This is a genomic window from Halomonas ventosae (assembly GCF_004363555.1).
GTDB classification, from domain to species: domain Bacteria; phylum Pseudomonadota; class Gammaproteobacteria; order Pseudomonadales; family Halomonadaceae; genus Halomonas; species Halomonas ventosae.
In genome coordinates this window covers 108,466-119,528 of sequence record NZ_SNZJ01000011.1, presented here as the reverse complement: position 1 = coordinate 119,528, position 11,063 = coordinate 108,466, and the positions used below count along the sequence as shown (strand labels likewise).

12 protein-coding genes are annotated in these 11,063 nt (G+C 55.2%); 3 read left to right on the top strand and 9 right to left on the bottom strand.

Going from position 1 to position 11,063, the window contains the following annotated elements:
• Positions 1-186: 186 nt before the first annotated feature.
• From DFP85_RS11145 to DFP85_RS11130, 4 genes are all read right to left on the bottom strand, one after another.
• On the bottom strand, positions 187-1,968 hold the full coding sequence (locus tag DFP85_RS11145; protein ID WP_133636355.1) for an AAA family ATPase: 1,782 nt from the start codon (positions 1,966-1,968) through the stop codon (positions 187-189).
• Positions 1,969-2,071: 103 nt separating this feature from the next.
• Entirely contained in the window at positions 2,072-2,443 is a 372-nt protein-coding gene (locus DFP85_RS11140) for a hypothetical protein (protein ID WP_208108497.1), read from the bottom strand.
• Positions 2,440-3,612, bottom strand: coding sequence for a dsDNA nuclease domain-containing protein (locus DFP85_RS11135; RefSeq protein WP_133636354.1), 1,173 nt, complete (start codon positions 3,610-3,612; stop codon positions 2,440-2,442). Before DFP85_RS11135 ends, DFP85_RS11140 begins: the two co-directional genes overlap by 4 nt.
• A 125-nt stretch (positions 3,613-3,737) precedes the next feature.
• Positions 3,738-4,481 carry an abortive infection system antitoxin AbiGi family protein gene (locus tag DFP85_RS11130; RefSeq protein WP_133636353.1) on the bottom strand — a complete coding sequence of 248 codons (744 nt, stop codon included), beginning with the start codon at positions 4,479-4,481 and terminating at the stop codon, positions 3,738-3,740.
• A 241-nt stretch (positions 4,482-4,722) separates the two neighbouring features.
• Between DFP85_RS11130 and DFP85_RS19285 the strand changes: the two genes are divergently transcribed.
• A complete protein-coding gene (locus DFP85_RS19285) occupies positions 4,723-5,016 on the top strand; it encodes a site-specific integrase (RefSeq protein WP_133636352.1) in 294 nt (97 codons plus the stop codon).
• 358 nt (positions 5,017-5,374) lie between these two features.
• Here DFP85_RS19285 and DFP85_RS11120 read toward each other — a convergent pair whose 3' ends face one another.
• The 3 genes from DFP85_RS11120 to DFP85_RS11110 form a co-directional block, all read right to left on the bottom strand.
• The gene (locus DFP85_RS11120) at positions 5,375-5,863 is read right to left on the bottom strand and encodes a VOC family protein (protein WP_133636351.1); all 489 of its coding nucleotides are present in this window, start codon (positions 5,861-5,863) and stop codon (positions 5,375-5,377) included.
• Positions 5,864-6,066: 203 nt separating this feature from the next.
• Positions 6,067-6,768: an aspartate/glutamate racemase family protein gene (locus DFP85_RS11115; protein WP_133636350.1), complete on the bottom strand. Its 702-nt coding sequence runs from the start codon at positions 6,766-6,768 to the stop codon at positions 6,067-6,069.
• Positions 6,769-6,779: 11 nt separating this feature from the next.
• The gene (locus DFP85_RS11110) at positions 6,780-7,385 is read right to left on the bottom strand and encodes a LysE family translocator (protein WP_133636349.1); all 606 of its coding nucleotides are present in this window, start codon (positions 7,383-7,385) and stop codon (positions 6,780-6,782) included.
• A 95-nt stretch (positions 7,386-7,480) separates the two neighbouring features.
• Here DFP85_RS11110 and DFP85_RS11105 point away from each other — a divergent pair, with 95 nt between their 5' ends.
• Complete coding sequence (locus tag DFP85_RS11105; RefSeq protein WP_133636348.1) at positions 7,481-8,878, top strand: aminotransferase-like domain-containing protein; 1,398 nt, start codon at positions 7,481-7,483, stop codon at positions 8,876-8,878.
• 128 nt (positions 8,879-9,006) lie between these two features.
• Positions 9,007-9,363, top strand: coding sequence for an antibiotic biosynthesis monooxygenase family protein (locus tag DFP85_RS11100; RefSeq protein WP_133636347.1), 357 nt, complete (start codon positions 9,007-9,009; stop codon positions 9,361-9,363).
• A 40-nt stretch (positions 9,364-9,403) separates the two neighbouring features.
• On the opposite strand, the gene DFP85_RS11095 is transcribed toward DFP85_RS11100, so the two are convergent.
• Positions 9,404-10,069 carry an aspartate/glutamate racemase family protein gene (locus DFP85_RS11095; protein WP_133636346.1) on the bottom strand — a complete coding sequence of 222 codons (666 nt, stop codon included), beginning with the start codon at positions 10,067-10,069 and terminating at the stop codon, positions 9,404-9,406.
• 90 nt (positions 10,070-10,159) lie between these two features.
• Positions 10,160-10,966 (bottom strand): bestrophin-like domain, encoded by an 807-nt coding sequence (locus DFP85_RS11090; protein ID WP_133636345.1) that lies wholly within the window; start codon positions 10,964-10,966, stop codon positions 10,160-10,162.
• Between the last annotated feature and the right edge of the window lie 97 nt (positions 10,967-11,063).

Here is an 11,063-nt window from a genome sequence, read left to right as displayed (position 1 = left end):
AAGCTGAAACTAAAAGGCCTGAGCCCCGTACAGTACAGGACTCAGGCCTTGGGCGCCGGCTGAATGAACCGTCCAACTATTGGGGGTCAGTTCATGATCTGGCTGGGGGCTTTTTCTTGGCACGCTAACATATTTTTTCTGAGTGTTTAACACCTAAACCAGGTGCGCCGTAGGCGTCAGCTAAATTTACGATTTAACTTTACCTATTGGATTTCCAGATAGAAACATTTTTTGTTTTTCTCCTGGAAACTTGGGTGTCCACTCTTTATCCTGAAAATCTCCATCGTAGTGATATTCAGTTGTGGAAAAAACGATCTGTACCTCAGCTTCAATTGCCAGCTTCTTAAGGGCTTTGATGTAACAATCCAAGTCGTTGTTATGTATTTCGTGCTGCTTTGGAGTATCAAGAATATAAAAATTAAAAGGCTTAGAGCTATTCTTAGTTATCAACTCAATCAAAGCTGCATGGTAAGCAAGAATGGCTCGTATACGAGTACTTCCTTTTAGCTGTGCTATTGATTCTTTTCCTAACACAGGAACAAAATCATCTCGGAATGTAATATCCCTGCTCACGTTGCTTGTATTAAGCAAATCCAGCCAGTCCAGATAAAGCTGCCGTAATTCTGAACGTAGCTTCACAAGCTCTGATACTGATGCAGAATTTGAGCTTAATGACTTATCTTCCTCGAAAGCATATTGCCGCTCTCGAAGTAAATTAATATGCATTTCTTCTAAATAACCATACTGACTTAAAATATCATACCGCCCCTGAAGTTCAAATATTTTATTTTTCAGATTAGAAATAGTATCAATGAGAGATGATATTTCACTTTTCTGGAGAATATTATTTCTCTTGTCCACCAAGTCTGAAAGTTCGTCTTTAAGCTCGGACTCCCTGTCTTGTAAGCGCGAAAGCTTTGAAGAGTCTAGTACTGAGTTTCTTTCAAGATCTTTTATTTGATCTTTTAGATAGAGCAAGTTCTTTGCGTAAGAATCAGAGCTTGTTTGAAATAGCTGACAACTCGAAGACCCACATATCTCATCAAAGGAAAGAAAAACTCGCCTAGCCTCTTCGTTTAGACTCAATGTTTCAATTTCTGAGTGGATTTCTGATGTTATTTTATTAAAGCTGTTTATTCGCTTCTCAGTATCAATGGCTTCTTCTCTAATTGAAAAAACTGTATTCTTTGATCTCTTTATAAGCCTGTTGATTGCAGTTAAGGAGTCATCATGATTAGCTTCTGAGCTCTTTAAGTTTTCGATTTCGCCTTCGAGAAGAGCTATTTCAATTTTTATGCTTTCGGGAGATTCATTTATTCCTTGTATTTTTTCTTTGGCTAATTCTAAATTTCTTTCACTAACCTCGACCTGGCGGTCTAGAAAAGTTAACCTTTCTTTTGCTCTCAACTTGCCTTTTTTTCTATCAAATGGGTTTTTAGGTGGCAAATCAAAAACCAACCTGCCCATTTCAACGAACTGATCTTTTATAAATTTACTCGGAGAATAATAGATTTCCTTGTAGCCATCATCTTGATCAAGAAAAAATATTGGCAATAAAGTAGCCAGGTATGGTCGCGCTGATTTATTATTGATTCCGACTAAGTTATTAGGCTCAATGCCAACTAGAGAAAATAGGTATTCTGAATATTCTTTCTCGTTGTAAAAGCGCTGCTCTGTTTTATCCGGCTCAACAACTGTTATATCTACATCATTTCTTGCAATTACTCTTTTTATTGTATAATTTTTTGAGCATATCTCGATTGTAAGAATCGCATAATTACATCTTTCATAAATATCATTCCTGAATATCGATGGATATCCCAAGCAATAGACTATTGACTGAACGACTGGAGTCTTTCCACATCCATTTGGGCCGAATAGGTGTGTTATATGTTCGCCAAAATATAGTGTTTCTGATTCCCAGCCAGATTTTCCACTCGCTACTATCTTAAGGTCAACAAGTTTCATTATAATTCCATATCCAACTGCTTAGACACACAAATATTTCGATACGAGCGAGATATTACTGTCAGATTCCATGCTAAATTATCATCTTTACTCAAGGCACGACTTATGACTTTTTTCCCAACTCAGTTATTTGCAATCGGCCTTTTCTATTTTGTATCTCAATGAGATTGGCTTCCTCTAAGAAGCTCAAAGCTTTTACTGTCCTTACTCTTAAATTCGCAGACCAACCAATATGCTGTGAAGACCCTTTAAATCCGAACATACTGTCTTCGATACTTTCTCCAACAAGCTGGCCAACTTCTGAGACATAAGGCTTACGTCTATCTTTTGCTAAAAGTAATACAATCAGACTAATCAGTGGGAGTTGGAATAATGCTTCATTACTGAGAAAGCTGCCACTGCTCTGCTTTTCGCTGTCAATACTGATAACAGCCTGGTTCTCATTTGCGGCTTGAAAAAATGATTCAAAATTCATGACTTAACCTTTACGAGCTCGGAAAAGAATGCTCCCAACAATAGGTCTTCATTCAAATCATATAATAGCTTTTTTGATTCCAAATCATTAACCGCTTCCTCGATAGGCCCTTTTAGCGATGCGATTAATACTTGATTACCGGGCGAAACCACATCTGAAAAAAGCTTTTTGACACTTTGGGTTATTGCATTTAAATCAAGCTCGCTTATTACATGCCGATTTTTTCTAAACCATAGGTCCCAATTGGTTTTGCATCGTGTACAGTACTCAATCTCCTGCATTCCCGATCCAGCACTTTGTAATGTTCTCTGAATGATAGAAGCTGATTTTACTGCTTTGCTATCACCGCCGTCGAGAAGGTTATAATATGCGTCTTTAGATATACTTAGAACAGAAAGAAGATCATCAATTGAAACACCTGCATATTCCTCAATGCTCTCAGGGGTTATTTCCTTTATTATTGAGCTGGATTTTCTTTCGATCAGATCAAGCAGCTTTAATATTATTTCCTCAAGCTCTAGCCTTCCAAGATCAACTTCACTATATTCATAAATTTTTTCACCTACAAGAGGTCGGAAGTTATTATTGCCTTCCTTAAGATATTGCACATCGGCTTCAAACTTTAGCTTATTTAGATTTTCTTTTATTTTATTTTCTGTTAACTTCCCGTTTATCACATCCTCGTAGCACTCATTGAATTTTTCAATAAGTGCCTGGCAAAATTTATCTTCAAATACCCCAGATTCTACATCAATTAAAAGAGCATCCACATCATCACTGTTGTTAATGTTTGTTTGAAATACAACACTATTGCAGTGTTTGTCGAATACCACCGTATGTAATAATAACTTACCGACAAAACTATCTTTGATTTTAGTGGGAGATTGCTTACTCTGATTCTTCACTTTACTATTTAAGCCAAAAACTTCACCAAGTGACCAGTTGTGGTTTTGCTTTGATTTGGTTTTAACTTGATAGAAAACATAGCTAAACCCATTTTCATCCTTACGACGAACAACGAAGTCATCGTGTAGATCACAGTAAACGCGATCTATGCTACCACCCTCCAAGATAGCCAAGCTAGCCATTGCTGCAGAACGCACTTGAGCCCTATATCGACTAAAAGAATCTCTGCCATTCTGCTCTCTTGGTTCTTTAGTGTGTAGCATTCAAATCCCTTATGCTGATTTTAAACCTTTTTCACTACTATGTCGCTTGTTATTAATATACAAAACTACTGCCAGAATGCATAGGCGCACCTTAGTGCGTCCAAGTTTCGCGATTTTTTCGCTTACTACGCATCCTCGATAAATTCCCATGCGAGAACGCTTGTTTCTGTAATTTCAAGCTCCGCCAATTTTTCTCGTATCATTGGCAAAACCTCTTTAGGTGCGACTACTGCTTCGATATTACCTTTATCGAAATAAAAATCACCGATACACCTCCATTCCCTTTCGCGATAATAGGTATTTCGAGGGTCACTATCGAAGTCAGTGATCTTTAGGAAGTTGGCTAAGAACCCGCCAACTTCTTCTTTTTTTATTTCCGTCACTTCATGCTTGTTTTGTTCTGCTTGATGCAGCATCTTCATTCCTTGCTGCTCCCAAAAACCTGGCCCATATCCAAATAATTCGCTGGCCATTCTCTGAAGTTCAGGATTAGGAATCAGCCTTTTCACTGCCGGCAAGTTCTGTTTTGGGATGTATAGAACGGGAACAAAGCTTTCATGGATTGCCTTGGCCTTAAATCCAAGTGCAACTTTTCCGTAATAAGGAGAGTGGGATGGCAAATCCTTCAGGGGGATATCAGTCACACTGCAAAAACTATCAGTGCTTAAACCATCAGTAATGGTTTCTGTGCATGTTGCCAGCAGTTTCGAGGATTCTAGAATCAGACATAGTGTTTCAGCTCCTTTCTCTGGCTCCAGTGCTGCACCTTGTTCTGTTATGTCCTTAGGACACCGAGCAAGAGACCAATCAACGCCTTCTGGCGATCCAGTAAAATGCCAGTAAACGTTTGAATAATATCGTTGAGACATTACAAAGGGCTTCCTTTGCGTGGCTAACAGGTATTGGACGGTACGTTCTATAATTAGACCAATTGTTCCGGCAAACGCAGCTTACAAAGATTCACTTAACCAATTGATTCTAAATAAATAATTGTAGATTGGCTACCCGTGCAGGATTCGCTTTCTTGCGCGTTCTACCTTCACCAATAAGTCTGTACGTATACCCATACAACGAAAAGATAACTGTATGTAGACACCTGGGAAGCCACCAATGATGATAGACCGCGCAAAGGCCACTATGCGGGTGACGCGCTATAGCCCACGTAACGAGAAGGCCTATGGCTGGTGGAAATGCTACTTCATCCGTTTCTATGGGATCCGGCACCCCGCCAGCATGGAAGCCTCCGAGGTGAATGCCTTCCCGGGACACCTGGCGGTGGAGAGGCATATGGTGGCGGCTACTCAGAACCAGGCACTGAATGCACCCGTGTTTCTCTACCGCCACGTCCTCGATCAGCCCTTGGGGGGATATTGGAGAATTCTCGCGCGCAAAGCGCCTGGGTAATCGGGAACAGACCCCCATTTTTAAGGCACGCTACCGCCCCTACCCGGCAGGCAATGATGGCTCCCTGCCATCACTGCGGTAGTCCCTGCGTCTTGCGTTGTTGGCATGCTGCCTAGCCGTCTAAGCGACATTAAGCGGTCAGCGTATGCGAGAGTGCCGATGGATGCCACACCCCGATTGGTCGCAGGTGAGGATCAACGGGTGCAGGCATCAACGCCGGCCGCTGAAGCATCACGGCGCCCAAACGCAAGGCCCCCGAGCCAGATGAGTGACTCGGGGGCCTTGCTTGGGCGGTCAACATTCGGCATCAGAGGCGGCACGCAGCGCCATCCGCGGCATGCTGTTGTCAGACCGTCGGCTACTCGCCACGAACCGCCGCTTCGATTGCGGCGATCTCGATTTTCCTCATCGTCATCATGGCATCGAACGCCCGCTGGGCGGCGGCGCGGTCGGGGCTGGTGTAGGCCCTGGTCAACGCGATGGGGGTGATCTGCCAGGAGATGCCCCACTTGTCCTTGCACCAGCCGCAGTCGCTCTCCTGGCCGCCGTTGTCGACGATGGCATTCCAGTAACGATCGGTCTCGGCTTGATCCTCGGTGGCCACCTGGAACGAGAACGCCTCGTTGTGCTGGATCCCTGGCCCACCGTTAAGCCCCAGGCAGGGTATGCCCAGCACGGTGAACTCGACGGTCAAGACGTCACCTTGCTTGCCCGCCGGGTAGTCTCCCGGTGCGCGATGGACCGCGCCGACGGAGGAATCGGGAAAGGTCCTGGCGTAGAAGTTCGCCGCCTCTTCGGCATCACGTTCGTACCAAAGGCAGATCGTGTTCTTTGCAATCTTCGTCATAGGCTCCTCCATCATGGTTCCAGGTCGAGTACCGCCTGGTAGCTTCGCTCCATGCATAAGAGTACGAACAAGTGATCGAAACCTATTCACCCTTGTGCTCAACCGGAACATCTCACCCGGTAGTCGAATGAAGCAGGTCCAGATCGACAGCCGGCGAGGTTTTTTCCATGGAGGCTCATCCGACTGGTCCTGGCCGACATGTGCTATGCGTCCTGGGCCGCAAGCGCCGCCTCCACCGCCTGTTCGGCGTGGATGGCGGTGGTATCGAAGAGGGGAACGTCCGTATCGTCGCCCTGGATCAACAGCCCGATCTCCGTGCAGCCGAGGATCACGCCCTGGGCGCCCTGCCCGGCCAGCGTGGCCACGATCGCCAGGTAGGCGGCTTTCGAGTCTGCCCGGATCTCGCCGCGACAGAGCTCATCATAGATGACGGCGTGCACCCGCTCGCGCTGGGCGGCATCGGGAACCAGCACCTGGATGCCCTGCGCCTCCAGGCGCTCGCGGTAGAAGGCCTGCTCCATGGTGAAGCGGGTGCCGAGCAGCCCCACCCGGGTCACACCCTGCCGGTGCAGCGCGTTGGCGGTGGCATCGGCGATATGCAGCAGGGGGATCGCCACGGCCTGCTCGAGCTGCGGGGCGACCTTGTGCATGGTGTTGGTGCCGAGCACCAGGAAGTCGGCGCCGGCCGCCGCCAGGGAGCGGGCCGCCGCGCCGAGGATGCGCGCGGTTTCCGCCCAGTCGCCGCGGCGCTGCAACGCCTCGATCTCGGCGAAGTCCACGCTGTAGAGCACCAGCCGGGCGGAGTGCAGCCCGCCCAGCCGCGCCTTCACCCCCTGATTGATGAGCCGGTAGTAGGTCTGGGTCGATTCCCAGCTCATGCCGCCGATCAGCCCTATCGTCCTCATCTCCCCTCCTCTTATCCCAGGATAAAGATCACGCAGGCGGCGGTGAGCGCCCCCATCACGCCGTTGAAGACCCGCCAGGCGCGCGGCGTGTCGAGCCAGCGGCCGATGGCCATGCCGAAGCCCGCCCAGAGCGCGATGCAGGGAAAGCCCACCAGCTCGGCGAAACCGGCCAGCAGCAGGGCGTTGACCAAGGTATTGCCGTCGCTGGGCAGGAAGCCCGCCATCAGCGCCAGCCCCATCACCCAGGCCTTGGGGTTGGCGAACTGGAAGGCGGCCGCCTGCCAGAAGCCTAGCGGGCGCCCCTCGCCGCGCCGGCGCAGGTCCGGCGGCGGCGCCGTGGCAATGCGCCAGGCCAGGTAGAGCAGGTAGCCGCTTCCCACCACCCGCAGGATCGTCTGCACCAGCGGGTAGCGCTCGAAGAGCAGGCCCAGCCCCAGGGCAATGCCGGCGAACAGCAGGAAGCAGCCCCCCAGGATGCCGAGCATATGCGGCAGGGTGCGCAGGAAGCCGAAGTTGGCCCCGGAGGCGGTGAGCATCACGTTGTTGGGGCCCGGGGTGATGGTCATGGAGATCATGTAGAGGGCCGCCGGCCCCAGGAATGCCACGGCTTCCAGCATATTGCACCCATACAATTTCGGCGTTATTGTCGATACAGCCCGTGAATTTTCAGCTTAACGGGCGCAATTCTGGCGTCAAAGGTTTTATTGTCACCATGACAATCTGGACTCCCCGGCTCGATGCCGAGGGCCCCCGATACTGGGCCATCGCCGAGTCGATCGCCCGGGCCATCCAGGCCGGCGAGCTGGCCCCGGGCGAGAAGCTCCCTCCCCAGCGCCGCCTGGCCGATGCCCTGGGCGTGACCGTGGGCACGGTGTCACGCGCCTACGCCGAGGCCGAGCGTCGAGGCGCGGTCTCGGCGCGGGTGGGCAGCGGCACCTATGTGCGCGTCGCCGAGCAAGCCGCCGCCGCCCCCTTCCTGGCCGCCACCCCGGCGGAGGACGAGGGCCTGATCGACCTCAGCCTCAGCCTGCCCCCGCCCCACCCGCTGCGCGCCACGCTGCTGGGCCAGGCGCTCGCCGGGATCGCCGAGGATCGAGAGGTGCTGGAGCGCGCCGTGGCCTACCAGCCGGAGCGCGGGCTGGCGGGGCACCGCGAGCGCCTTGCCGCCTGGATGACCCGCCTGGGCATGCCGGTCTCGCCGGGGGCGCTGGTGATCACCCAGGGGGGCCAGCACGGCATCGACCTGACGCTGCGGGCGCTGACGCGCCCCGGCGAGCGCATCGCCGCCGATGCGCTCACCTATCCCGGGCTGATCGGTGCCGCCCGCCAGGCGCACCTCAAGACCCTGGCCGTGCCCCTGGACGACGCGGGCATGGACTTGGAGGCCCTGGCACGGCTGTGTGCCCAGCAGCCGCCGCGGCTGGTCTACGTCACGCCGGAACAGAACAACCCCACCGGCGCCGTGCTCAGCGAGACGCGGCGCGAACGCCTGGCCGAACTTGCCCGGCAGCACGAGTTCTGGATCCTGGAGGATGGGGTGCAGTACCTGCCGGAAGCCGAGCGCGGCACCCCGCTCTACCGGCTGGCCCCGGAGCGCACCCTGTTCGCCTTCAGCACCGCCAAGGTGCTGGCGGGGGGGCTGCGCATCGGCGCCCTGCGGGTGCCAGAGGCGCTGCAGGAGCCGCTGGGCGCGGCGGTGCGCGCCCAGAGCTGGATGGTCCCGTCGCTGATGGTGGAGGCGGTGTGCCGCTGCGTGGAGAGCGCCGATGCCGAGCGCCTGCTGGCCTGGCAGAGCGAGGAGCAGGCCGAGCGCCAGCGCCTGGCCCGCCGGTGGCTGGCGGACTATGCCCCCTCCGGGCGGCACCACGGCAACAACCTCTGGCTGACGCTGCCGGAGGGGCTGCGCGCCGCCGAGCTGCTCGCCGCCCTGAAGGAGCGCGGCGTGCGCCTGACCGGCCCAGAGCCCTTCTGCGTGGGCAGCGAGCCGGCGCCCCAGGCGGTGCGACTCTGCCTGGGCGGGGCCCGCTCGCGGGAGGCCCTGGAAGCGGCACTCAAGGCGGTGACCGACACCCTGCTGACGCCCCCGCCGATCCCCTGGCGCACGCTCTGAGCGCCGCCGAGTGAGTGACGCAGGGGCCATTTGGCTCTAGGTTCAGTGAGAGATGCCACCATGGGCGCGTCGGCATCGCCGCCTTCTCGCGCCATGTCGCGATGCGCATCCGTTCACCAGGAGCTGCCATGATCGCCGTCATCTTCGAAGTCGTCCCGCACCCCGACCAGCGCGACCACTACCTCGACATCGCCGCCGGCCTGCGCCCGCTGCTGGAGGAGATCGATGGCTTCATCTCCATCGAACGCTTCGAGAGCCTGGCCCAGCCGGGCAAGCTGCTCTCGCTCTCCTTCTGGCGCGACGAGGAGGCCATCGCCGAATGGCGCCGGGTGGAGCGCCACCGCGCCGCCCAGACCAAGGGCCGCGAGGAGGTCTTCGCGGACTACCGCCTGCGCGTGGCCGGGGTGATCCGCGACTACGGGATGCACGACCGCGAGCAGGCGCCGGCCGACAGCCGCGAACGACACGACCCGGCGCCTCGCTGATCGGCCAGCGCCCCAGGGGGGGCTCTGGGCGGGAGGGGGCCTACCGAGAGCTCGAGGAGAGGCTTAACGCCGTCACCGTGAGCAGGATCACAGCTCCAGCCCGACCAGGCGCTCGTCGAGCACCAGGACGCCGAATAGCGAGGCCGTGACCGGCCAGCGAGGCAACGATCGCCAGGTAGGCGGCTCTGGAATCCGCCCGGATCTCGCCGCGGCAGAGCTCGTCATAGATGACGGCGTGTACCCGCTCGCGCTGGGCGGCATCGGGAACCAGCACCTGGATGCCCTGCGCCTCCAGGCGCTCCCGGTAGAAGGCCTGCTCCATGGTGAAACGGGTGCCCAGCAGCCCCACCCGGGTCACGCCCTGACGGTGCAGCGCGTTGGCGGTGGCATCGGCGATGTGCAGCAGGGGAATCTCCACGGCCTGCTCGAGCTGCGGGGCGACCTTGTGCATGGTGTTGGTGCACAGCACCAGGAAGTCGGCGCCGGCCGCCGCCAGGGACTGGGCCACCGCGCCGAGGAGGCGCGCGGTTTCCGCCCAGTCGCCGCGGCGCTGGAGCGCCTCGATCTCGGCGAAGTCCAGGCTGTAGAGCACCAGCCGGGCGGAGTGCAGCCCGCCCAGCCGCGCCTTCACCCCCTGGTTGATGAGCCGGTAGTAGGTCTGGGTCGATTCCCAGCTCATGCCGCCGATCAGCCCTATCGTCTTCATCTTCGCGCCTCCTATCCCAGGATAACGTTCACGCAGGCGGCGGTGAGCCAGCGCCGTCCGGTGCAACCGGTTGGCTGGGCGGCAAGCCGTCTACGTCGAAGGGCTCGCTGGCGACAGTTGCCCGATCTGCTGCTGGAGGTCGATGAGCGGCTGCTGGCTCACCTCAAGGAAGCCGTCACGGGGTCGGTCGAGATCGACCACGAGCGTGATGACCGCCCCAAGGACGATTACGAGAACGACCGCGGCGAGGGGGCTGCGCCGAAGGCTGAGGCCCGCGTTGTAACCCACCATCGCCAGCGTCAGCAGCGAGCCGAGGAGAAGCAGGATGAGGATCGTCTCGGGAACACGCGCGTAAAGGCCCGCAACAACCCGCGTTTCGTGCACGTCGATCATCTCGTTCAGTGACGCGATGAAGAGAGCCAGGACGTCGGAGTCGGGCGTGGCGCGGGCTAGTTCTTCGGTGATCGACCAGAGCTCGGCCTGGATCTCGACCGAGCGGTCCATCCTCACCTTGAGGTCTGCGAGATCGTTGGTCACGATGCGCAGGGGCACGTAGGCGCGGAGCAGGTCCCGTATCGTGCTCGAAGCCGGCTCGGACAGGTAGCCAGCACGGAGATACGTGGTGCCCACGGAGTTCGCCTCGACGAGCACCAGGCTGCGGCGCGTGTCGAAACGATCGGACGACATCCCCATCGTGATCGCGAGGAGGAAAGCCATCAGGGCCAGGAGTGAGCCCACGATCATGCTGGTGGGGCCCTGCTGCTCGTTGGACGATCGCGTCTGCCACCAGTGCCCGAGGCGGTAACCGACCTCGAGCGTGATCAGCGCAACGACCGTGAACGCTAAGAAGAAGCCGACAACCGACAATGAATCCACCAAATGCTGGAAACGCATCATCCCTACCTCAGGTTCAGGCTGTTGCCTGGTCAGGGCGATGTCGCGCACAGCCGTCGGGTTTCATGTTTGAAGGGGGTATACGAGACTCATTGCCTCG

Excerpts from the sequence above, each read along its gene's own strand:
- DFP85_RS11095 (WP_133636346.1), bottom strand. The coding sequence starts at position 10,069 with ATGAAGACGATAGGGCTGATCGGCGGCATGAGCTGGGAATCGACCCAG.
- DFP85_RS11100 (WP_133636347.1), top strand. The coding sequence starts at position 9,007 with ATGATCGCCGTCATCTTCGAAGTCGTCCCGCACCCCGACCAGCGCGAC.
- DFP85_RS11140 (WP_208108497.1), bottom strand. The coding sequence starts at position 2,443 with ATGAATTTTGAATCATTTTTTCAAGCCGCAAATGAGAACCAGGCTGTT.
- DFP85_RS11105 (WP_133636348.1), top strand. The coding sequence starts at position 7,481 with ATGACAATCTGGACTCCCCGGCTCGATGCCGAGGGCCCCCGATACTGG.
- DFP85_RS11115 (WP_133636350.1), bottom strand. The coding sequence starts at position 6,768 with ATGAGGACGATAGGGCTGATCGGCGGCATGAGCTGGGAATCGACCCAG.
- DFP85_RS11110 (WP_133636349.1), bottom strand. The coding sequence starts at position 7,385 with ATGCTGGAAGCCGTGGCATTCCTGGGGCCGGCGGCCCTCTACATGATC.
- DFP85_RS11130 (WP_133636353.1), bottom strand. The coding sequence starts at position 4,481 with ATGTCTCAACGATATTATTCAAACGTTTACTGGCATTTTACTGGATCG.
- DFP85_RS11090 (WP_133636345.1), bottom strand. The coding sequence starts at position 10,966 with ATGATGCGTTTCCAGCATTTGGTGGATTCATTGTCGGTTGTCGGCTTC.
- DFP85_RS11145 (WP_133636355.1), bottom strand. The coding sequence starts at position 1,968 with ATGAAACTTGTTGACCTTAAGATAGTAGCGAGTGGAAAATCTGGCTGG.
- DFP85_RS11135 (WP_133636354.1), bottom strand. The coding sequence starts at position 3,612 with ATGCTACACACTAAAGAACCAAGAGAGCAGAATGGCAGAGATTCTTTT.
- DFP85_RS19285 (WP_133636352.1), top strand. The coding sequence starts at position 4,723 with ATGATGATAGACCGCGCAAAGGCCACTATGCGGGTGACGCGCTATAGC.
- DFP85_RS11120 (WP_133636351.1), bottom strand. The coding sequence starts at position 5,863 with ATGACGAAGATTGCAAAGAACACGATCTGCCTTTGGTACGAACGTGAT.